This window comes from Pseudomonas sp. R-28-1W-6 (assembly GCF_009799925.1).
In the GTDB taxonomy this organism is placed as follows: Bacteria; Pseudomonadota; Gammaproteobacteria; order Pseudomonadales; family Pseudomonadaceae; genus Aquipseudomonas.
The window spans coordinates 1-22303 of record NZ_WELK01000005.1; the positions used below are offsets into that span (position 1 = coordinate 1).

Consider the following 22303-nt stretch of genomic DNA (forward strand, 5'->3'; position numbering starts at 1 on the left):
AGCTCCTATCCCAAACCCCCGATCATCGAAAGATGGTCGGGGGTTTGTCTTTGCGCCGCAGAAACTGGTCGGTACTGCAGAATCTGGGAGCAATGCTGCTTCCTGCCTTGCCATACCTTATGCTTCATTGCTCTACTCAAGCTCATGCATGCAGGCCTGTTGGTCTGTCGACTGTTGCTTCTGCGGGGGCATTTCCCCAGCCCTAGTTTGTTCTGGAATGGAGTCTGATCTCGATCATGACCGAGCTGAATACAGCCAAAACCCGCCGTACCACCAACTGGTCGGCCATTTGGGTCCTACCGCTGATTGCCTTGCTGATCGGCGGCTGGCTCGGTTGGCGTGCCTACAACCAGGCCGGCATCGAGATTCATGTGTATTTCCCCAGCGGAGACGGGATTCAGGCCGGCAAGACCGAGGTGATCTTCAAGGGCATGCCGATCGGCAAGGTAGTCGCTCTGGAAATTGACGACAGCGGCAAGCAGCGTGGCGTGCGCGCGACCATCGAGATGGACAAGCGGGTCGAACGACACCTGCGCAGCAATACCCGCTTCTGGCTGGTCAAACCGAGTGTCTCGCTGGCCGGCATTACCGGTCTGGAAACCCTGGTTTCCGGTAACTACATTACCGCCAGTCCCGGAGATGGCACGCCGGTACGCGAGTTCACCGCCCTGCTCGAGCCGCCACCTCTGGCGGATACTGTTCCCGGCTTGCACCTCACGCTCAAGGCGGATCGTCTGGGCTCGCTGAACCGCGACAGCCCTGTGTTCTACAAGCAGATCCAGGTCGGCCGGGTGAAGAGCTATACCCTGGGCGAGGACCAGAGCACGGTCGAGGTCAAGGTGTTCATCCAGCCGGAATATGCCTCCCTGGTGCGCAAACACACGCGCTTTTGGAACGCCAGTGGCATGACCATCGATGCCGGTCTTTCCGGCGTCAAGGTGCGTACCGAGTCGCTGGCGAGCATCGTCGCCGGCGGCATAGCCTTCGCCACCCCGGAGCACCGCAAGGACAGCCCTCCCACGGATCCGAGCCTGCCGTTCCGGCTTTACGAGGACTTCGATGATGCCCAGGCGGGGATCAAGGTCGCCCTCAAGCTGCATGACTTCGAAGGCCTTGAGCCGGGCCGTACGCCAGTGATGTACAAGGGCATTCAGGTTGGCTACATGAAGACCTTCAAGGTTGACGAGGATCTGAGCGGCGCCAGCGTGGAGCTGATGCTGGATCCGCGTACCGAAGACTATCTGGTCGAAGGCACCGATTTCTGGATGGTCAAACCCTCGATTTCGCTGGCTGGCATCACGGGCCTGGAAGCCCTGGTCAAGGGTAACTACATCGCCATTCGTCCGGGTGAGAAGGGCGGTGCGCAGCTGCGCGAGTTCGTCGCCCGTGACAAGGCACCTCCTCTGGACCCGGGCGCGCCTGGACTGCACCTGGTGTTGTTCAGCGAAAACCTGGGCTCGCTGGAGGTGGGTAGTCCGATCCTCTATCGCCAGGTCAAGGTCGGCAGCATCCAGAGCTATCAGTTCGCCCGCGACCAGAAACGGGTCGTGCTGGGCGCTCATATCGAACCCGAATACGCCAAGCTGGTGAACAGCTCGACGCGCTTCTGGAATGCCAGCGGGATTCGCCTCACTGGTGGGCTGTCGGGAATCGAGGTCAAGAGCGAGTCGCTGCAGAGCCTGCTGGCCGGCGGTGTGTCTTTCGATACCCCCGATCTGAAGGCGCCGGTCAGTCGCAAGATCCAGCGCTTCACCCTGCACGACGACCGCGAAAGCGCGCTGCAGGAAGGTGTGGCGATCCAGATCAAGGTGGGCAGCGGCGACGGCCTCAACCCTGGCACGCCGATTCGCTACAAGGGGCTGGAGGTCGGCAAGATCGAAACGGTGGAGCTGACCGACGATCTGCAGGCCGTATTGCTCAATGCGCGGATCACCAAGGCATCTGCACGGATTGCCAGTGTCGGCAGCTCCTTCTGGGTGGTCAAACCGCAACTGGGCCTGGCGCGTACCGCCAATCTGGAAACCCTGGTCAGCGGCCAGTATCTGGAAGTTCAGCCTGCGGACAAGCCGGGCAAAGCCCAGACCTATTTCGAGTCCCACGCAGAGGCGCCCACACGCGGCGTGAGCGAGGCCGGCTTGCGGGTGGTGCTGAGCACCGCACGGAGGGGATCGATCAAGCCCGGCGTGGTGGTCAGCTACCGCGAGGTGCCGGTAGGCAAGGTGACCCATTTCGAGCTGGGGCCGACCTCCGATCGCGTGTTGGTGCATATCCTCATCGAGCCACGCTATGCACCCCTTGTGCGCAGCGGTAGCCGGTTCTGGAACGCCAGCGGCATCGGCGTGGAGGCGGGGCTATTCAAGGGGGTGAAGGTGCGCACCGAGTCACTGGAGGCCTTGATCGAAGGCGGCATCGCCTTCGCCACCCCGGACAATCCGCAGATGGGCGGTCCCGCCCGTCCGGGGCAGACTTATGCGCTAAACGATGAAGTCAGCGAGGAATGGCTGAAGTGGGCGCCGAAGATCGTGCTGGACAAGTAGATTGAGCAAATGGGCGGATTCAGCTTGAGTTAAGTCGACGTGGTTATCTTGGTTCCTGTCGAAACCAACAGCCCCAATGGAGACTGTACATGAACAAGCTGACCACCCTGTTTGCCATCACTGCTCTGGCCGCCACCGCAGGCATTGCCCAGGCCCGCGACCTCGGCCCGGATGAAGCGCTGAAGCTGCGCGATGCCGGCACCATCCAGCACTTTGACCAGCTCAATGAAGCAGCCCTGGCCAAGCACCCTGGCAGCAAGATCGAAGAGACCGAGCTGGAAGAGGAATACGGCCGCTACATCTACCAGGTGGAGCTGCGCGACGCGCAGGGCGTGCAGTGGGACCTGGAGCTGGATGCCGGCAATGGCCAGGTGCTGAAAGACCATCAGGACGACTGATCCATCGCCAAAACGACAAGGGCCGCATTGCGCGGCCCTTGTCGTTTCTGGCTGGCGTGTCAGGCCGGCTCGCTTTGCGGCTCGACGGCCGTCACTGTCTCGCGGCGCTTGATGTACTTCCAGTCCGCCTCGTCGATGTAGATGCCGTTCGGCCCGCTGCCGCCTTCCAGGTCGATGGCCACGTGGGCCGAGACCTGCGGCTTGACCGAGGCGAGGATCGGCACGAAACCGAGCTGCAGGCTGGTCTCGATCAGCGCCTGCTGGTTGCGCTCGTCGATGTCCGCCGCCTCGTCGAGGTAGTAGGGCAGGCGCACCTTGCCGGCCTGCTCGCGGTCCATCAGGTGCAGCAACAGGTACATGTTGGTCAGCGCCTTGATGGTCATGGTGGTGCCGTTGGACGCGGCGCCGTCGATGTCGGTGTGCATCACCGGCTGGCCGCCGACCTTGGTGATCTCGAAGGCCAGTTCGAACAGGTCCTTGAGGCCCAGCTGGTTGTGGTTGGCCGCCACCAGGCGTGCCAGGTACTCCTTGGCTTCCTCGTTCTTGGCGTCCTGATCGCCGCTCTGCTGCAGGTCGAACACCGACAGGGTCTCGCCTTCCTCGTACTGGCCGGCGCTGTGGATGATCTGGTCGATGTGCTTGAGCGCGTCCTTGTTCGGCGCCAGGACGATGCGGAAGCTCTCCAGGTTGGACACCTGGCGCTTGTTGATCTCGCGGTTGAACAGCGCCAGCTGGTGTTCCAGGTTGTCGTAGTCGCTGCGGATATTGCGCAGGGTCCGGGCGATATCGGTGACCGCTGCACGGCGCGCCTTGGCCAGCGTGAGCGCCTCGTCCTGGCGGTGCGCGTAGGCGTTGACCAGCAGGTGCAGGCGGCGCTCGACGTCGTCCTCGCTGTCGAACTTGGCCACGCCCTTCAGGCGTACCTGGGCGTACAGCGCCTCGATCTGCCCATCGATGCGCTGCAGCGCCTGCCAGCTGTCCTGGTAGTCGTTGAGCAGCGGCTGCAGGTTGTCCAGCGAGTCGTCGACCGGGTCCATGAAGGGCGCGCCGAAGGGCAGGTCGGCCGGCAGCAGCTGGCGACGGCGCAGGGCGTCTTCCAGGGTGCGTTGCTTGGCTTCCAAGTCGGCCAGTTGGCGACCGACCAGCTGCAGTTTGGCGGACAGCTGTTGCACGCGTTCGGTGAAGGCGTCCGCCGCGCGCTTGAGTTCGTCCTGGGCGGCTTCCAGCTGCGCCAGTTGCTCCAGCTTGCTGGCGTCCTCGGCGGACAGGGTCTGGCAGCGGCGGAAGTCTTCCAGGGCCTTCTGCGCATCCAGCACGTCCTTGTACAGCTGCTCGGCCTGGGCCTTGCTCGCCGCGCGGTCGGCGGCCACCGCCTGCTGGGTTTTCAGCTGCTTGAGCTCGCGCTCCAGGCGGTCGCGCTGGTCGCGCAGGGCGGCGCGGTCGGCCAGGGCCTGCAGGGCCGGCGGCTCGATGTGCGACAGGTCGATGGTCAGGCCGGGCACGCTGAACTGCTCGCCCTTGAAGCGATCGAGCACCGCTTCCACGGCCTTGACCCAGTCGTCGCCCTCGGCCTGGATGCCTTTCTCGCCCAGCGGCAGGCTGAACAGCTGGCCGTTGAACAGGCGCATCAGGCGGTCGACGTCGGCCTGGCTGAACTCTTCGCGCAGGCGCGAGTAGCTGTTGTTGTCTGCATGGTCGAGCTGCTGCTTGACCGACTTCAGGCGTTTCTCCAGATCGCGCAGGCGCTCGTCCAGATCCTCGGCGGAGAACTGCCGCGACTGCGCCAGGGCGCCGGCCAGTTCGTCGTGGGCGTCCTTGGCGGCGAGCAGTTGCGCCTCCAGTACCTTCACATCGTCGACCAGGGCGAAGCGGTTCTTCAGCACCGCCAGCTCGCCCATCCAGCGCTGGATCTCGCTGATCTCGCGCTCCAGGCGCATCAGCTCCTGGGTGCCGCCGCGCTGCTCATGCTGCAGACCATCCTGCTCGGCGCGGTAGTGCTCGTGCTGGGCCAGCAGTTCGTCGCGGCGCGCGCCGGCGTAGTCCTGCCAGGTGCCGAGCAGGTTATCCAGCAGCGGCGACAGGCGATGCAGTTTGCCGCGCAGCACTTCACGCTGGGCCACGCCGGCGGACAGCGCCTCGATCAGCGGGCCGGCGGTGACCAGCGCCTGGTAGTCCTGCTCCATGCGGCGCACGTCGCGGAAGGCTTCTTCGGTGGCGGCGATGTAATCGACGCTGCCCGAGCGCAGGCTGTGCTCGAAGGCATCGAGGAACAGCTGCTTGAGCTTGGCCGCGGTGATCTCGCGCATGTGCAGCAGGTTGATGAACAGCGCGCGGAAGGTCTTCAGGCTCTGCTCGCTGGTGGAGCGCAGCGGGATCAGGGTCAGATCCAGCGGAATCGAGGTGTGCCCGCCGACCAGCAGGCGGCGCAGCTCCTCGGGCTTCAATTCATAGGCGACGATGCCGGCCTGACCGAGGTTGTTGAACAGCTCGCGCTGGCGCAGGCAGGTGCCGTTGCTCTGGTAGTGCTGCAGGTCCAGCTCGCCGCGGTAGGCGAAGAACTGGTGACCGAAGCCGCCACCCGGGCCGCGCCCGGCCACGCCGATCACATGCGGGCCGTGGGGCAGGGCGATCTCGACCAGGATGTAGCTGGTGTCGCTGGCGAAGTAGAACTTGCGCGAGGCCTCCAGGCTGTACTTGCCGAAGCTCATGTCGGACATGCGCGCCAGGATCGGGAACTGCAGGGCGTTGATCGACGCCGATTTACCCAGGTTGTTGGCGCCATACACCGACAGCGGGTTTTCCAGCGGGAACAGGCCGAGGCTGTAGCCGGCGGTGTTCAGCAGGGCGAAGCGGCGGATGCCGTAGCGTTCCTGGCTCATGCGTCGATCTCCTGGGCTTCACGTTCTTCGGCCATGGCGCGGGCCAGGGCGTCTTCCTCGTTTTCTTCGCGGGCGATTTCTTCGGCGGGTTCGATGATCACGATCTCGTCCTCGACCTCATCGGCGACCAGCATCGGGGTCGGCAGCGGCAGGGCGCTGTGCAGGCTGGCCGCGAGGTCGCGGTCCTGCTGCACGGACAGGCACACGTCGAGGAAGCGGTGCATCGGCGCGAGGAAGCGGTACACACCGTTGTCCTCGCTGGCGAAGCCGAGCTGGACCAGGCGGCGCATGACCTTCTCTTCCAGTTCCTCCTGGGTGGTGACTTCGGCCTGCAGGAACAAGTCCTTGTACTTGTCCAACAGCGGCGGCAGCTCGTCGCGGCCGAGGCTGCCGCCGTCGAGCACGGCCAGTGGGTCGCGGCCCTGGTCGGCGAGGTGCTCGACCAGGATGAAGGTGAACAGCGCCAGGCGCTGGGCGGTCTTGTTGACCTGGGCGCCCATTTGCTCGGGGACGAAGTAGTAGAAGCCGCGGGTGTCGCAGGTCAGCTCGTAGCCGAGCGACTTGAACAGCGCGCGGTACTGGTCCTGCAGGTTGGACAGCTGGGTGTACAGCTCCGGGTCGCGGCGGCTGATGTGGTAGCCCTTGAACAGCTCGCGGAAGATCGGCGCCAGCTGGGTCAGTTCTTTCAGGTCGATATTCATGCGGTAGTGGTCCCGGCCGGCTTGATCAGGGCGTAGGAGCTCAGGCTGACCTGATGCTCGCGGGTGAGGTAGTCGCGGCGCTCGAGGCGCTCACGCTGGAAGCGGCTGTCGCGCGACAGGCGCGAGAACCAGTAGAGCAATTCGTCGGTGGCGCCGGTGGGTTCCTGCTCCAGCAGCCAGCCCATCAGGTCCGGCAGCGGCAGGGCCTGCTCGCAGCGCTCGATCATCTCGCGCGCGGTGCGTGGCGCGCGTTGCGGTTCGCCCTTGCGCGTGCCGCTGGCCTTGGGGAACTGCGACGGCTTGGGCTCGAAGCGGGCCAGGGCGTAGACGTAGGCCTCGACCTGCGAGGCGGTACCGAGGAAGGTGCTCTGCGGGCGGCTGTGCAGCGGCAGGGATGCCTGCGGCACGGCGTCCAGGCCCTTCTTGCGGATCGCCGCCAGGGCCAGCGCCGCGCCACGGGTCACGGCGTTGTGCCGGCGCGCTTCCTCGCGCAGCGGCAGCAGCAGCTCGCGGGCCTTGCGCAGGGTCAGCTGGGCGGTGGTCTGCATTTCCAGGATGCGCGCGTGGGTGCGCAGCAGCAGGTCGTCGTCGACCAGCTGGCCGAGACGTTGCTGTTCGCCGAGCAGCTTGAGCAGCACCTGCTCGACGCGGCGCACGCCCTGCTCGAACGCGCCGTCGGCGGCGACCAGCTGGATCATCGGCTCGACGTATTCGTCCCAGGTCGCCAGTACCTCGGCGTAACGCTGGCGTAGCGGAATCTGCCGGTCGCTGGTCTTGGCCCGCTCGGCCACGCCGATCAGCGCCTGCTCGTCGTTGCCGAGCTTCTTCAGTACATCGCGCACACGCATATCGAGCAGACGCAGCTGGCGCGCCAGGTCGTTACCGTCGCGCACCTCGAAGGCGTCCTGGATATAGCCGGCCAGGCGCTCCAGGTGGCGCAGGTAGGCTTCGATTTCCAGGCACAGGCCGAGGCGGTGTTCACGCCGCAGGTAGGCGAGGAAGTCGTGGATCTGCGCGTTCAACTCGAAGCGGTTGGGGCTCTTGGCCACCGGCACCAGGATATCCAGGCGGATCCACTGGTCGAGCAGGGCGGTGATGTCGGCAGGGCTGCCCTCGGGCAGCTGGGCGCCGAGCTGGTTGCGCAGCTCCACCAGGCTCAGGGTACCGGCATCGAAGCGCTCGCACAGCGGTTCGAGCAGCGTCCAGTGCTCGGCGAGGGCGCGCAATACGCGCTTGGGGTCAATCATCGGGGCATCCTGCTGGGTGCATTTTTCGCAAAAGCCGGGATTGTACTGCAAAGGTCGCGGGCTGGCCGACCGGGTGTCGAAACGGCCTTCGGCCTTTCCCGCAACGCCGATTCAGGCCACAATTCCCGGCCATATAGTGCGGGCCCGCTGCTCGCCACAGGAACTCTCAGCCTTGATCGAAGAAGCCCGTCGCCGCGCCTATCTGACCGCCATGCAGGTGGTCAGCTGGCTGCCGCGCAGTGTGTTGCCCTTTGCCGCGCCTTCGCGGGCCGAGCTGCTGCAGCCATTGCCCGAGCCGCAGCCGCAGGTGGTCGCGCCGGTTGTCGCTGCCGCCCCTGCAGCGGTGCGCGAGGAAGCGCCGGCGCCGCGCCCGAGCGTCGAAGTGCCGCGCCCGGCGGTGCAGATGCCCAAACCGATGATCAAGGCCGAACCGGCTGCGACCGAAGAAGACACTCCGGCACCGACCCGCGCTACGCCCGTAGCGCCGCCGCGTTTCGCCCTGCAATTGCTGCGTGCCGGCGACTGCGCTCTGCTGGTCGAGTTGCCCACCGGCGAATCCTTCCAGAGCCGCGACCCGGCCTACCTTCTATTGAAAGACCTGCTGCGCGCCGCCGGCCTGCCGGACAGCCCGCAGCAGGTCGGCGACGGTTCGCCGATCCGCTGGCCGCTGCTTTCGCGCGGCAACCTCGACCAGGGCCCGGATGCCGCCCGCGACTACGTGCAGGGCGTGCTGGCCGGCCAGCTGGAAAGCCAGCCCTGCGCCTGCCTGTGGCTGGTCGGCCTGCCGGCCGTGCGCTTCGCCGGCGAAGCGGATGCCGAGGCCTTCAACCGCGAACTGACCATCGATGGCCTGGGTGCTGCCTGGGCGCTGCCGGGTCTTGAACTGCTGATGGACGAGCCCGAACGCAAGCGCGAACTGTGGCAGGCCATGCGTCGGGTCATGCAGCGCTGGAAACCTTCCGCATGAGCAATGCCATTACCTTCCGCCCGATGACCGCGGCGGATCTCGACCGCGTGCTGCAGATCGAAGCCGCCGCCTTCAGCCATCCCTGGACCCGCGGCATCTTCGAGGACGGCCTGAAGTCCTACGACTGCTGGGTGATGTTCGAGGGCGACGAACAGGTCGGCCATGGGGTGATCCAGGTGATCATCGATGAGGCCCACCTGCTCAATATCACCGTGCGCCCGCAGAGCCAGGGCAAGGGTTACGGCCTGCAGCTGCTGGAGCACCTGATGCGCCGGGCCATGGTGCTGAATGCCGGCGAGTGCTTTCTCGAAGTGCGCGCCAGCAACCAGTCGGCCTATCGCCTGTACGAGCGCTACGGCTTCAACGAGATCGGCCGGCGCCGCGATTACTATCCAGCGCCGGGCGGGCGTGAAGATGCCCTGGTGATGGCCTGCACGCTGCTCGACTGATCGCCCATCGGTGGTGCGCCTGATGTCAGCTTGTCAAAGCACCAGTCGCTCCGTATGGTGCGGCGCGAGCCTGGAGGATTAGCCATGAACGATCTGCAGCACCTGTTCGACAACAACGCGCGCTGGGCCGAGACGATCAACCAGGAAGACCCGGAGTTCTTCGCCACGCTGGCCAAGCAGCAGGCCCCGGAATACCTGTGGATTGGCTGTTCGGACGCGCGGGTACCGGCCAACGAGATCGTCGGTCTGTTGCCCGGCGACCTGTTCGTCCATCGCAACGTGGCCAACGTGGTGCTGCACACCGACCTCAACTGCCTGTCGGTGATCCAGTACGCGGTCGACGTGCTGCGGGTCAAGCACATCCTGGTCACCGGCCACTATGGTTGCGGCGGGGTACGGGCGGCCATGCAGGATCGCCAGTTCGGCCTGATCGACGGCTGGCTGCGCACCATCCGCGACCTCTACTACGAGCACCGCGACCACTTCGCCCAGTTCGAAGGCGAAGAGGAAAAGGTCGACCGTCTCTGCGAACTCAACGTGATCCACCAAGTGGCCAACGTCAGCCACACCAGCATCGTGCAGAACGCCTGGCACCGCGGCCAGGAGATTGCCGTGCACGGCTGCATCTATGGCATCAAGGACGGTCGCTGGAAGAACCTCAACGTCACCGTCAGCGGCCTGGAACAACTGCCGCCCCAGTACCGCCTGCGCCCGCTCGGGCAGTCCTGAGGTGCCCCGCCCGCAACTCCTCGCCTGGCTCGGTTTGGCCCTGGCGAGCCTGTTCTGGGCCGGTAACTCGCTGGTCGCGCGGGCCTTTAGCGGGCCGATCCCGCCGCTGTCGCTGGCCTTCTGGCGCTGGGCGGTGGCGCTGCTGATCCTCCTGCCGCTGGTCGGTCCCTCGCTCTGGCGTCATCGTCAGGTCCTGCGCGCCGCGGGCTGGCGCCTCTGGGTGGCGGCGTTGCTGGCGATCGCCCTGTACAACTGCCTGCTGTATACCGCGGCGCTGAGCACCGCGGCGATCAACCTCAGCCTGGTCAGCACCTGCCTGCCGCTGGCGACCTTCGTCGGCGCCGGCCTGCTGCTGGGCGAATGGCCGGCGCGGCGCGCCTGGTTCGGCCTGGGCCTGGCGCTGTTGGGCTTGTTCTGGCTGATCGGCCAGGGTGACTGGGGCGTGCTGAGCAGCCTGTCGTTCGCCCAGGGGGACCTGCTGATGCTGCTGGCGACCCTGGACTGGGCGCTGTATTCCTTGCTGCTGCGGCGCTGGAACCGCTACTTCCAGCTGCCGCCGTTCACCCTGCTGGGGGCTCTGGTGCTGCTCGGCCTGCTCATGCTCACGCCGCTGTATGCCTGGGATCAGTGGCGGGGCGTGCGCTTCGAGCCCAGCCCGGCGAATCTCGGTGCCATCGGCTACACCGCGCTGTTCGCCTCGGTGATCGCCTACCAGCTGTGGAATATCGGCCTGCGCGAGCTGGGGGCGGCGCGCACGGCCATGAGCAATTACCTGATGCCGGTGTTCACCGCCCTGCTGGCCTGGCTGCTGCTCGATGAGGGCTTGCAGGCCTACCACTGGATCGGCGGCGGCCTGATCCTGCTGGGGCTGTTGCTGGCGGGCCGCCTGCAGGAGAGCCGGGCATGAGCCATGCTCTCTGCGTGATTGTCGGCGACGGCATCGGCCGCGAAGTGGTGCCGGTGGCCGTCGCGGTATTGCAGCGCCTGCTGCCGGATTTGCGCCTGGTCGAGGCCGAGGCGGGCTGGGACTGCTTCCAGCGCCACGGCGTCGCGGTGCCCGAGGCCACGCTCCAGGCCATGCAGGGCTGCGGGGCCGGCCTGTTCGGCGCGGTATCGTCGCCCACTGGCGTGGTGCCCGGTTATCGCAGCGCCATCCTCACCCTGCGCCAGCGGCTCGGCCTCAACGTCAACCTGCGCCCGGTTCGCAGCTGGCCGCGGGTTTCGCCCAAGGCCGGGGTGGATCTGCTGATCCTGCGCGAGAACAGCGAGGGGCTCTACAGCGGCCGCGAACACTGGCAGGAGGAGGGCGTGGCGATTGCCGAGCGGGTCATCAGTCGCGCCGCCTGCAGCCGGCTGGCGAGCATGGCGGCCGAGGTCGCGGCGCAGCGCCAGGCGCGCCGCATCACCCTGGTGCACAAGGCCAATGTCTTGCCGCTGACCTGCGGCCTGTTCCGCGACACCTGCCGCGCGCAACTCGAGGCGGCCGGCTGGGGGGCGCAGCTGGACGAGCGCCTGGTGGATGTCGCGGCCTTGCAGCTGGTGGCGCAACCCGAGGCGTTTGACCTGATCGTCACCAGCAACCTGTTCGGCGATATCCTCTCCGACCTGGCCTGCCACTGGAGCGGTGGCCTGGGCCTGGCGCCTTCGCTGAACTGGGGCAACGGCCTGGCCCTGGCCGAGCCGGTGCATGGCAGCGCCCCCGACATCGTCGGCAGCGGCCGGGCCAACCCGCTGGCGGCCATCCTCAGCGCGGCCCTGCTGCTGCGCCACCACTGGCAGCGCGACGATCTGGCTCGGCGCGTGGAGCAGGCGGTAGAGGGCTTTCTGCGCGAGGAATGGCGCGCTGACCTGGCGGGAGAGACCACCAGGGTGGTGGCGCAAGGGGTGTTGGCGCGTCTGGCCTGACTGTGGCTGGTCAGGGAAAAGGGGGGCGGCCTGCGCTGAAGCCTTTTCCTGCGAATGCCTCTGCCGGGATATGCCCCCGATTCTTCCTGATGGGGCTGTTTTTCAACTGTCCTGTTGGCCTAAGTCGGCTTCAGGGGATGTTGATCTGCAGAGTGCCCATCGCCAGTTTCAGGAAGATCAGCCAGCCAATCGCGCTCAGTATGCCAAGCACGGAATAGCCGACGATGATGCCTAGGGCGATCTGCTTCCAGAGCCCCGAGTGGTTGTTGGTCGGTGCTTGCCGGTAGAGCGGGGTGTCACGTTCCGCCCGGATATTCTCGAAGTCGTCTTTCACATTGATCTTCCGTTTACTTGAGCGTGCCGGTGTCTCGCCGCGTCCTGCGCATCACCATCCCAGCCCTTCACCGCTTCAGGTTCGGCCGGTGTGCCGATCGGCCGGATTATAGGGCCTTTTATAGAGGCGGTCTGGCTACGATGGGGCATGTCGGCGCTATCGGCTGTGATCTGCTCTTTCGCGGATCGGGGCGCTGGCGTTCCCTGTGAGTGTCAGAGGCGTAATCGGAGGCGGGCGGTGGTCTTTTCTGAAGACCAGAAAGCACAAAGGCCTACCCGAAGGTAAGCCTTTGTTTTGTATGGTGGCTACGCAGGGACTTGAACCCCGGACCCCAGCATTATGAATGCCGTGCTCTAACCAACTGAGCTACGTAGCCGTTTGAGGCGCGCATTATTCTCTCCGGGTAATGCGCTGTCAACCCTTCCGACAAGAAATACTTCACCCTTTCAAGCGCTTAGGCTCCCGCCCCAGCGTCGGTCGCAAGTCCGCTCGCCGCGCAGTGGCGTCCCTGTGCCTGCTGCAGCTGCCGGGTCTCGGATGAGGGGCGGCTCGTATCTGGGCGGGGAGGGGGCAGCCGCATTCCCACTTGGTGATTTTCCAATCCTGATGCCTACAAAGCGGCGAGATGGGTTCGCCAGAGTGAAACATGCCACTCGCCTGTAAGAGGGCTGCGGCCTGTGCCTTGGGGCTGTTTCAAACGACCATCGTCACTGGCTCATCAGGCGCCCCTTTAAGCTGAAGATTCGCGCCTGAATCAGTGGCCAGAAGCGCTTGGCCACTACACTGCTGTAAACACCCGAGCTTCGGGGGCAGGTGCGTAGCGGTTGCGTCTATCGGCGATCGGATCGAGTGGCCACATAGCAGGGCAAGCCAATGTTCAGTCTGTTGAATCTATTGACCGCTGTCGTGTTCATGTTGCTTCTCCCCGTTGGGGGGATGCTGTCGGCCACCGAGCGGCCTGAGCTGCCGGTCGCCAGTGAGAGTATTTCACTTCAGCTCATCTCCCAAGCAGAGCTGGACGCATTGCAGGCACGGCTGGACAGTCTGAAGCGACAGGCTTCGATGACCAGGAACTACAACCAGCTTGTAAATCTTCAGGGTTCCGTTCAGTTGCTCATCAACGATGCGGACAAAATTAACGAACGGCTGCTTCCCGAGAAGACACAACTTCAGGCTCAACTAGATGTGCTGGGTGAAGCGCCAATCGCAGGTCGCACCAGCGAGAAGCCAGACATTGCGATTCAAAGAGCATTCCTTACCGAAGAAAAGAACAAGGTGGATAGCTACTCAAGGATACTGGCGACAGTAAAGGAGAGCGCCACCAACCTCATCGAGCAAGTTGACAGCATTCGCCGGAATCAGTTGGAAACAGAACTGGCTCTGCGCACGAGCAGCATCCTGGGTTCCCAATTCTGGTCGCCGCTGTTTTCTCCGCAGCAGGAGGATCAGGCGCGCTTCCAGTCTTTCATGGATCAAGCAGAACAGGCTTTTGCAGCGATATGGCGGCCTGATCAGCGCACAATAACCATAGTGCTTAGCATCCTGGCGCTGGCCATCTGGACTGTTGGGCGAAGGCTGGCAGAGCAGGTGTTGACCTGGCTTTGCGTCCATCGGATACCCAATGGGCACTTGCGCCGAAGCTTGCTTGCGCTTGCTACGGTACTGGCTACCGTGCTGACCGCCAGTTGCGCGCTGCATCTGATGTTCTTCTTGTTCTCTCGACAACAGGAACTCCCGACTGTTCTGCAGCATTTTTCTGACGAGCTCGAAAAGCTGATTTATATGTGCGTGCTGATCACCGGGCTGAGCCGAGCCTTGCTCTCCACTGAGCATCCTTCGTGGCGCCTGCCTGCAATTCCCGACCCGGTGGCACGGTCAATGAAGCCATTTCCGACTCTCGTGTCCGGGATGCTATTGGTTCTTGTAACGCTGGTGCAGGTGAGCATTGTCACTGGCATGAGCACGCAAATTACCCTTTTCATCCGCGGCATAGCGGCTTTGCTTATCAGTTTGGTGATGGGCCTTTTGTTGTTCAGGGTCGGAAAGGTCAGGAATTCGCTTGTTGCTACAGACGGCGCTCCACAAAAGGGCGCCGCGCTTGCAGGGATAGTCTATGCGAGTGCAAATGCCGCTATCATTTTCTCGTTATTCTGTTTGTTGGTTGGCTACATCAGCTTGGCCAGATTTACTATCTATGAGATGGCTTGGGTATACATCATCATTTCCAGTACCTACTTTTTGGCACATTTTATAAAAGACACATGCGATTATGTATTCTCTCCGGATAATCCAATTGGCAAAGCTATAAAGCAAAAATTCGGGATTGACGACGTTCGTCTGGAGCAGGCTTCTATTATTCTATCGGGCCTGGGCAAAGCGACCCTGCTACTGTTTACCGTGATATTTCTCTTTGTTGGTGGCATTGGTACAACGCTGGGGCAACTGATGGAGGGCACGCTGACCATTCTCGGGGGGGATTGGCTGCGCAAGTTGAATATCATTCCCGGGAATCTGTTGACTGCCGTGCTTGCCTTGTTCGTCGGTATCTATCTGATCCGCTCGTTCAGGCGCTGGCTGGATACCAAGTTGCTCCCCAAGACCAATATCGATCCCGGGATGTGTGCTTCCCTGAGCGCACTCTTTGGCAACTTTGGCTACACCGTTGTCATCCTCCTGGGGCTCTCTTCATTGGGACTCAAGTGGACCAACCTTGCGTGGATCGTCAGCGCTTTGTCCGTGGGCGTTGGATTTGGCTTGCAGGAAATCGTCAAGAATTTTGTCTCCGGCCTGATCCTGCTTACCGAGCGTCCGGTCAAAGTGGGGGATCTGATCAGCATCAGCGGGGTTGAAGGGGATATTCGACGAATCAACGTGCGCGCGACGGAGATACAACTCAGTGATCGCTCAATCGTGATCGTTCCCAACTCGCAATTGATCTCACAGAACTTGCGCAATATTACCTTGGGCGGTAGCGCACAGGGGGTGATAATACTTGAGTTGACTTTTCCTCTGGATATCGATCCGGAACAGGTCAGAAGCCTGTTGTATGAAACTTGCTGTGAGCACGAAGCCATTCTTGATAAGCCCCAGCCATCCATACGCTTCAATAAACTGACACCTGAAGGACTGAGTTTGTCGATAATGGGTTATGTGAATAGCCCGAGAGTTGTCAGTCTCACCAAGAGCGAGCTGCTCTTTGAAATAGTTAAGCGGCTGCGGGCCGCGGGCATCACGCTGGTGAAATGAGTGAGCCCAAGATCACTGTGTCTGTGCAATGACATCAGTCCGGCCAGTTGTTCTATTGGTGCAGGATTTACCGTCGAAGGACGGCAACCCGTCGGCGCTCAGGGGCGTTGTAGCAGTGATACCGGTTTCCGATGGAACCGCGGCGTAAACCGCGTGGTGTCGTGAGTCGTAATGACGGCCAATAGAGCCCCGCAGGGCTAAATATCCGGGCTGCTACAGTTTTGACAAGAGCCCTTTCTCCACCACAATTATGCAGAGAAAGCCTTGTTCGCAGCGGCGGTTAAGGTCTATTGAGAAATGAGTATTCTCGTCCGGCAAGCACCGCGCCTGCGGGTTGATCAGGCACGGGGCTCTGCGCAAGCGCAGCAAGCAAAGTGGTTGGCTGGGCCCGCCGGCCAGCGGATGGCGCTGCGTTTAAATCATAAGTGGCTGCCATCGACGTTAAACATGCAGCCGAGCAACCTCAGAGCTGGATTTCTGACCTTTAACTGTGCGGGCTGAGGGGGCAGGCGCGTGCCCCGGGTTGGCTCCCAAGCGAGTTCGACTTAGTTGAGCAAAGGAGTGGAAATGTCTCCGAGCAAAAAAAGGGCTGCCAAGGCTACGGTAAAAACAGCGAAAAATGCCGAGCGTGAGCCAGAGTTCCGCTCGCGCAAAGAACGCCTGGCCGAGGGGGAACGGTTATGCGAAAACGTGCCGCACTCGCTGCACGCAGCATGGAAACTACCGCGCAAGCATCGTGACCCGGTCGATCTGCTTGAGGAATCCAACAAGTATCGAATGCCCGATCTGGTGCCGGTGCGCTACGGACGTATGTTGCCCAGCCCATTCACCTTTTTGCGTGGCTCAGCGGGGTTGATGGCCCATGACCTGGCCACTCTCCCGCACACAGGCATCCGGGTACAGGCCTGCGGGGATTGCCACCTCTTGAACTTCGGTCTGTTTGCTACTCCTGAACGCAATCTGATTTTTGACATCAATGATTTCGACGAAACCCTTCCCGCTCCCTGGGAATGGGACGTCAAGCGCCTGGCTGTCAGTTTTGCCGTGGCCGCGCAGGATAACCGGCTCAGCGACAAGGACGCCCAGGCCATCGCCGTCGAAGTTGTGCGTGCCTACCGTGAGCGCCTACGCGAACTGTCGAAGCTAAGTCCGCTGGAGGTCTGGTATGACCACCTCGATGCGCAAACGATCATCGATACTGCCCCCGATAAAAAAATAAGAAAAATGCGCGAGCAGATCATTGCCAAGGCAAAGGTACGTGTCGGCGATTACCTTTATCCCAAGATCAGCAGCCAGGTCGCGGGGCGACGGCGCCTGGTCGACCAGCCCCCGGCACTTTTTCACATTCATGAAAAGGATTTTGATCAGAGGGTCCGGCAGGCTCTGCAAGACTATCGTTCATCGCTGCCTCATGAGCGACGCATACTTTTCGATAGTTACCACCTCGAAGACATTGCAGTCAAAGCCGTTGGCATCGGCAGTGTCGGTACCTATTGTTTCGTCGGTCTGTTCTTCTCGGCGGAAAACCACCCGCTGCTCCTGCAGTTCAAGGAAGCCTGCCCCTCCGTGCTGGCCCCCTATGCGGGCAAGAGTGAGTTCGAGAATCAGGGCCAGCGCGTTGTCACGGGGCAGCGCCTGATGCAGTCCTCCAGCGATATTTTTCTGGGCTGGATGCGCGGCCGGAAAGGACGCGATTTCTTCGTGCGCCAGTTGCGCGACATGAAAATGTCCGCACCTATCGAAGCCGGGACGGCTACACAATTGAAACTGTACGCCGGGCTGTGCGGCTTCACCCTGGCCCGTTCCCACGCCAAATCCGGAGATGCGGCACTGATCAGCGGTTACCTGGGGAAAACAGACTCCTTCGACCGGGCCATCGGCAAATTCGCCATGCTTTATGCGAATCAAAATGCCAAGGACTACGCAGCGCTGGTGGCCGCAGAAAAAAAAGGGCGGATCAAGGCACTGAGAGAGGAGGATTGATGCAATCGATCCATAGTACTGTCTCCGCCTTGTGTTTCACCCGCCCCCTATAGGGCGTCATTAAATAATGCGTCATGAGGCAGTGCCATGGATCACGAACCTTCAGCGGAGAAGATCTCTTATCCCCTGTGTCGTCTGCGTCTGGTCGTACTCATTGCCGTTGTCTGCTATGTCGCTGGCTGTGGGACGCTGGGGCCCACCTCGATCCAGCGTGACCGCACGGACTATGGCGGAGTGATAGCCACAACCTGGAAAGAACAGACGCTGCTCAATATCGTCAAGTTGCGCTACGGTGATGCGCCGGTGTACCTGGACGTCTCCTCGGTGATCAGCTCCAGCGCGCTGCAGAGCCAGGTCAGTCTCGCCGCCGGCTGGTTTTCGGGATGGCCCACCGACGGAAACAGCCAAACCCTAGGCGCAACCGGCCTGTATACGGATCGTCCGACGATCAGCTACACACCGCTCTCCGGGGAGAGGTTCTCCCGCTATCTGCTGCGGCCATTGTCTCCAACGGCGGTTCTTTCCCTTGTTCAGGCGGGCTATCCGGTAGACCGTGTGCTGCAATTGACCACCCGCGCGGCTAACGGTGTCTACAATCGATCGGCATCGCCCGCTCGTACGCGTGCTGCAGATCCGCGTTTCTACCAGCTGCTCGAGGCGTTAAGGCGTATACAGCGCTCGGAGTCGCTGGGGATACGAATTGATCCGCGTGCGAACGATGAAAGCGTGCTGCTCATGATCACCCGGGATGTTTCCGATGACATCGAGAATGATCGTCAGGCCGTGAGAGAGATTCTTCGCCTGCGCCCGGATACCAATGAGCTGGCGTTGACCTTCGGCATGGTGCCCAGAAGCGATACCGAGATTGCCCTGCTGACGCGCTCCATGTCGGAAATATTCGTGGAGCTCGCCGCGACCATCGAAGTTCCTCCCGTCCATGTGCAGGAGGGGCGCGCCACTCCGATGCCACCGGCCCCCGCGCAGCCAAGTCCATGGGACGATCCACTGGTGCGCATCCATTCGAGCACCGAGCGCCCCGCCGATGCCTATGCCGCGGTTCACTATCGAGACTATTGGTTCTGGATCGACGACCGCGACATGAAATCCAAGTCGACGTTCTTGTTCATTCTCGTGCTGTTCTCGCTTGCCGAGACGGGCATGCCAGCGCAGACGCCTGTAATCACCGTGCCCGCGAACTGAGTGGGGGCTTATTTGCCTGGGAGCGCAGCAGCGAGGTCATCGTCGGGCTACCGGGCAGGTTTTTTCCTGTTCGAGTGCCGTGTGACAGCGTGAAGCATATAGCTGGCTACCCACGGCGGTTGGAACCTGGTGAAAAAGAAAAAACCCCTTGAAGCGCTTGTCTTCAAGGGGCTTTCGTCTATCTGGATCCGCCAGGATCCATAGTTCGGCTTAGACGTTGAAGCGGAAGTGCATCACGTCGCCGTCCTTGACGATGTAGTCCTTGCCTTCCAGGCGCCATTTGCCGGCTTCCTTGGCGCCGGCTTCACCCTTGTACTGGATGAAGTCGTTGTAGGCGACCACTTCGGCGCGGATGAAGCCTTTCTCGAAGTCTGTGTGGATCACGGCAGCCGCTTGCGGGGCCGTGGCGCCGACACGCACGGTCCAGGCGCGCACTTCCTTGACCCCGGCGGTGAAGTAGGTCTGCAGGTTGAGCAGCTCGTAGCCGGCGCGGATCACGCGGTTGAGGCCCGGCTCTTCGAGGCCGAGGGCTTCGAGGAACATGTCCTTCTCCTCGCCGTCGTCGAGTTCGGCGATTTCCGCTTCGATCTTGTTGCACACCGGGACGACGATGGCGCCTTCTTCGGCGGCGATGGCCTTGACCACGTCGAGCAGCGGGTTGTTCTCGAAGCCGTCTTCGGCGACGTTGGCGATGTACATCACCGGCTTGCTGGTGAGCAGGTGGAAGCCGCGCACCAGTTGCTTCTCGTCGTCGCCCAGGGTCTTCAGCAGGGTGCGTGCCGGCTTGCCTTCGGTGAAGTGCGGGATCAGCTTCTCCAGCAGGCCTTTCTGCGCCACGGCGTCCTTGTCGCCACCCTTGGCGTTGCGGCTGACCTTCTGCAGCTGCTTCTCGCAGCTGTCGAGGTCGGCGAAGATCAGTTCCAGCTCGATGATCTCGATGTCGCGCTTGGGGTCGACGCTGTTGGACACGTGGATCACGTTGTCGTCTTCGAAGCAGCGTACGACGTGGGCGATGGCGTCGGTCTCGCGGATGTTGGCGAGGAACTTGTTGCCCAGGCCTTCACCCTTGGAGGCGCCTTCGACCAGGCCGGCGATGTCGACGAATTCCATGGTGGTCGGCAGCACGCGCTCGGGTTTGACGATCTCGGCCAGGGCGGCCAGGCGCGCGTCGGGCATCGGCACGATGCCGCTGTTCGGCTCGATGGTGCAGAAGGGGAAGTTCTCTGCCGCGATACCGGATTTGGTGAGGGCGTTGAACAGGGTGGACTTGCCGACGTTGGGCAGGCCGACGATGCCGCAGTTGAATCCCATGGTGTGTCCCTCGCGCGCAAGGCGGTGAAAAGTGATTAGGTGGCTTTCTGGCTGTGCAGCTTGTGCATCGCCTTGGTCCATTCGCCGGCGAGCATTTCCGGCAGCACGCCGAGGGCGAAGTCGATGCTGGCGTCCAGCAGCTCCTGCTCGCTGCGCGGGGCGCGGCCGAGGACGAAGTTGGAAACCATGCTGCTGTGCCCGGGATGGCCGATGCCGAGCCGCAGGCGGTGGAAGCTGTTCTGGTTGCCGAGCTGGGCGATGATGTCGCGCAGCCCGTTGTGCCCGCCGTGCCCGCCACCCTGTTTGAGTTTGGCGACGCCGGGAGGCATGTCGAGTTCGTCGTGGGCCACCAGGATGGCGTCCGGCGGGATGCGGAAGAAATTCGCCAGGGCCGCCACGGACTGGCCGCTGCGGTTCATGAAGGTGGTGGGGATGAGCAGACGAACATCGCGGCCCTGATGGCTGAACTTGCCCACCAGGCCAAAATACTTTTTGTCGGGGCTCAGGCTGACGCGTTCGCGGTCGGCCAGGCGCTCAACAAAAAGGGCTCCTGCGTTATGCCGGGTCTGGTCGTATTCGGGGCCTGGATTACCCAGGCCGACGATCAGTTGAATGGCAGTCACGTCAGGAGCCCTTATTGTGGAAGAGCGGCGAGATTATTACTCGGCGCTTTCTTCCTTCACGCGCGAAGCGTGGATGTTGGCAACAGCCAGGTCGTTGCCGTGGGCCAGGGCCACCAGCTCGACGCCTTTCGGCAGGCTCAGGTCGGACAGGTGAACGATCTGACCAACTTCGACCTTGGCCATGTCGACTTCGATGAATTCCGGCAGGTCTTGCGGCTGGCAGGAAACTTCGACTTCAACGATGGTGTGGGACACTTCGCCGCCCTGCTGCTTCACGCCAACCGAGGATTCCTGGTTGATGAAGTGCAGCGGAACGTGGGCGCTCAGCTTCTGGCCGGCGATGACGCGAACGAAGTCGGCGTGCAGCACGAAGCCTTTGGCCGGGTGACGTTGCAGGGCCTTGATCAGAACGGTTTCGGCGGTGCCGGCAACGTTCAGGGTCAGCACGTGGCTGAAGGCAGCTTCGTTTTCCAGCAGCTTGGCCAGGTCTTTGGCCTGCAGGCTGATCGATTGCGGGGCTTTCTCGCCACCGTAGATAACAGCCGGAACCAGGCTGGCGATACGACGCAGGCGGCGGCTCGCACCTTTCCCCAGGTCGGAACGCGCTTCGGCATTCAGGGCAAATTCAACAGTCATTTCACATCTCCAGAATAACCAAACCGCCAACAGCGCTTGCGACCAGCGTGTGGGCGGTTGGGCAAAAAGCCCCGCACGGCGGCGGGGCACAGGTCGTCAGGGAAGTTCGCGTTAGCGGAACATCGCGCTGATCGATTCTTCATTACTGATGCGACGCATCGCTTCAGCTACGACGGCGGCCATGTCCAGCTGACGGATGCGCGGGCAGGCTTGTGCCGCGGCGGACAGCGGGATGGTGTTGGTCACCACCAGTGCGTCCAGCACGGAGTTTTCAATGTTTTCGATGGCCCGCCCGGAGAGAACCGGGTGGGTGGCGTAGGCGAATACCTTGGCGGCGCCGTGCTCCTTCAATGCCTTGGCGGCATGGCAGAGGGTGCCGGCGGTGTCGACCATGTCGTCGACCAGTACGCAGGTGCGGCCGTCCACGTCGCCGATGATGTGCATCACTTCGGAGTGGTTGGCTTTTTCGCGACGCTTGTCGATGATCGCCAGGTCAACACCCAGGGACTTGGCCACGGCGCGCGCACGCACCACGCCGCCGATATCCGGGGAGACGATCATCAGGTTGTCGAAACGCTGGTCTTCGATGTCATCCACCAGAACCGGGGAGCCGTAGATGTTATCTACCGGGATATCGAAGAAGCCTTGGATCTGGTCGGCGTGCAGGTCGACGGTGAGCACGCGGTCGATACCGACCACGGTCAGCATGTCGGCCACTACCTTGGCGCTGATGGCCACGCGGGCGGAGCGCGGACGGCGATCCTGGCGGGCATAGCCGAAGTAGGGGATGACTGCGGTGATACGAGAAGCCGAGGAGCGGCGGAAGGCGTCAGCCATCACTACCAGTTCCATCAGGTTGTCGTTAGTCGGGGCACAGGTCGGCTGAATGATGAAGACGTCTTTACCGCGGACGTTTTCATTGATTTCGGCGCTGATTTCGCCATCGGAGAATTTGCCTACGGAGGCGTCGCCGAGGGGGATGTGCAGTTGGCGCACGATGCGACGCGCCAGATCGGGGTTAGCATTCCCCGTGAAGACCATCATCTTGGACACGCGCAGTACCTGCCTGAGGGTGGGTCCGATGAATTAAAAAGCTGTTCAAAAAGCAGGGCTCTTTGAACAGCTCTCGAATATATGGCAGGGGCGGCTGGATTCGAA

General features: G+C 62.5%; 18 protein-coding genes and 2 tRNA genes (1 of these 20 cut by a window edge). 10 read left to right on the forward strand and 10 right to left on the reverse strand.

Features of this window, described 5'->3' with window-relative positions:
• Positions 1–236 precede the first annotated feature (236 nt).
• Positions 237–2537, forward strand: a complete 2301-nt coding sequence (locus F3I62_RS11835; protein WP_160489841.1) for a PqiB family protein — start codon at positions 237–239, stop codon at positions 2535–2537.
• An 89-nt stretch (positions 2538–2626) separates the two neighbouring features.
• Positions 2627–2935 (forward strand): PepSY domain-containing protein, encoded by a 309-nt coding sequence (locus tag F3I62_RS11840; RefSeq protein ID WP_160489842.1) that lies wholly within the window; start codon positions 2627–2629, stop codon positions 2933–2935.
• A gap of 59 nt (positions 2936–2994) precedes the next feature.
• Here F3I62_RS11840 and mksF read toward each other — a convergent pair whose 3' ends face one another.
• Genes mksF through mksB form a run of 3 tightly spaced genes read right to left on the reverse strand, consistent with a single transcriptional unit; the run spans position 2995 to position 7762 of the window.
• Positions 2995–5814: an Mks condensin complex protein MksF gene (mksF, locus tag F3I62_RS11845; protein WP_160489843.1), complete on the reverse strand. Its 2820-nt coding sequence runs from the start codon at positions 5812–5814 to the stop codon at positions 2995–2997.
• Positions 5811–6515, reverse strand: coding sequence for an Mks condensin complex protein MksE (gene mksE / locus F3I62_RS11850; RefSeq protein ID WP_160489844.1), 705 nt, complete (start codon positions 6513–6515; stop codon positions 5811–5813). The genes mksF and mksE overlap by 4 nt, the downstream gene beginning before the upstream one ends.
• Positions 6512–7762, reverse strand: a complete 1251-nt coding sequence (mksB, locus tag F3I62_RS11855; RefSeq protein WP_160489845.1) for an Mks condensin complex protein MksB — start codon at positions 7760–7762, stop codon at positions 6512–6514. The genes mksE and mksB overlap by 4 nt, the downstream gene beginning before the upstream one ends.
• Positions 7763–7934: 172 nt before the next feature.
• Between mksB and F3I62_RS11860 the strand changes: the two genes are divergently transcribed.
• The 5 genes from F3I62_RS11860 (at position 7935) to F3I62_RS11880 (ending at position 11812) form a co-directional block, all read left to right on the forward strand.
• Complete coding sequence (locus F3I62_RS11860) at positions 7935–8729, forward strand: energy transducer TonB (protein WP_160489846.1); 795 nt, start codon at positions 7935–7937, stop codon at positions 8727–8729.
• Positions 8726–9178, forward strand: a complete 453-nt coding sequence (gene rimI, locus F3I62_RS11865; RefSeq protein WP_160489847.1) for a ribosomal protein S18-alanine N-acetyltransferase — start codon at positions 8726–8728, stop codon at positions 9176–9178. Before F3I62_RS11860 ends, rimI begins: the two co-directional genes overlap by 4 nt.
• Positions 9179–9262: 84 nt before the next feature.
• Positions 9263–9907 carry a carbonate dehydratase gene (can, locus tag F3I62_RS11870; protein WP_160489848.1) on the forward strand — a complete coding sequence of 215 codons (645 nt, stop codon included), beginning with the start codon at positions 9263–9265 and terminating at the stop codon, positions 9905–9907.
• Between the two features lies 1 nt (position 9908).
• Complete coding sequence (locus F3I62_RS11875) at positions 9909–10814, forward strand: DMT family transporter (RefSeq protein WP_372240121.1); 906 nt, start codon at positions 9909–9911, stop codon at positions 10812–10814.
• Positions 10811–11812, forward strand: coding sequence for an isocitrate/isopropylmalate dehydrogenase family protein (locus tag F3I62_RS11880; protein ID WP_160489850.1), 1002 nt, complete (start codon positions 10811–10813; stop codon positions 11810–11812). The genes F3I62_RS11875 and F3I62_RS11880 overlap by 4 nt, the downstream gene beginning before the upstream one ends.
• 130 nt (positions 11813–11942) lie before the next feature.
• Here the strand turns inward: F3I62_RS11880 and F3I62_RS11885 are convergent, their stop codons facing one another.
• Both F3I62_RS11885 and F3I62_RS11890 read right to left on the reverse strand, forming a co-directional pair.
• Complete coding sequence (locus tag F3I62_RS11885; RefSeq protein WP_178122513.1) at positions 11943–12146, reverse strand: hypothetical protein; 204 nt, start codon at positions 12144–12146, stop codon at positions 11943–11945.
• 299 nt (positions 12147–12445) lie between these two features.
• Positions 12446–12522 (reverse strand) — tRNA-Met (locus tag F3I62_RS11890).
• Positions 12523–13019: 497 nt separating this feature from the next.
• Here F3I62_RS11890 and F3I62_RS11895 point away from each other — a divergent pair.
• The 3 genes from F3I62_RS11895 to F3I62_RS11905 all read left to right on the forward strand — a co-directional run bounded on the left by F3I62_RS11895 (position 13020) and on the right by F3I62_RS11905 (position 18575).
• Entirely contained in the window at positions 13020–15392 is a 2373-nt protein-coding gene (locus tag F3I62_RS11895; RefSeq protein WP_160489851.1) for a DUF3772 domain-containing protein, read from the forward strand.
• Positions 15393–15959: 567 nt separating this feature from the next.
• The gene (locus F3I62_RS11900; protein WP_160489852.1) at positions 15960–17375 is read left to right on the forward strand and encodes a DUF2252 domain-containing protein; all 1416 of its coding nucleotides are present in this window, start codon (positions 15960–15962) and stop codon (positions 17373–17375) included.
• Positions 17376–17462: 87 nt separating this feature from the next.
• Positions 17463–18575 carry a hypothetical protein gene (locus F3I62_RS11905; protein WP_160489853.1) on the forward strand — a complete coding sequence of 371 codons (1113 nt, stop codon included), beginning with the start codon at positions 17463–17465 and terminating at the stop codon, positions 18573–18575.
• Positions 18576–18785: 210 nt separating this feature from the next.
• On the opposite strand, the gene ychF is transcribed toward F3I62_RS11905, so the two are convergent.
• The 5 genes from ychF to F3I62_RS20235 form a co-directional block, all read right to left on the reverse strand.
• The gene (ychF, locus tag F3I62_RS11910) at positions 18786–19886 is read right to left on the reverse strand and encodes a redox-regulated ATPase YchF (RefSeq protein ID WP_160489854.1); all 1101 of its coding nucleotides are present in this window, start codon (positions 19884–19886) and stop codon (positions 18786–18788) included.
• 35 nt (positions 19887–19921) lie between these two features.
• Positions 19922–20509 carry an aminoacyl-tRNA hydrolase gene (gene pth, locus F3I62_RS11915; RefSeq protein WP_160489855.1) on the reverse strand — a complete coding sequence of 196 codons (588 nt, stop codon included), beginning with the start codon at positions 20507–20509 and terminating at the stop codon, positions 19922–19924.
• 36 nt (positions 20510–20545) lie between these two features.
• Complete coding sequence (locus tag F3I62_RS11920; protein WP_160489856.1) at positions 20546–21145, reverse strand: 50S ribosomal protein L25/general stress protein Ctc; 600 nt, start codon at positions 21143–21145, stop codon at positions 20546–20548.
• A 111-nt stretch (positions 21146–21256) separates the two neighbouring features.
• Positions 21257–22198, reverse strand: a complete 942-nt coding sequence (locus F3I62_RS11925) for a ribose-phosphate pyrophosphokinase (protein WP_160489857.1) — start codon at positions 22196–22198, stop codon at positions 21257–21259.
• A gap of 82 nt (positions 22199–22280) precedes the next feature.
• A tRNA-Gln gene (locus tag F3I62_RS20235) sits at positions 22281–22303 on the reverse strand; it runs 152 nt beyond the window's last position.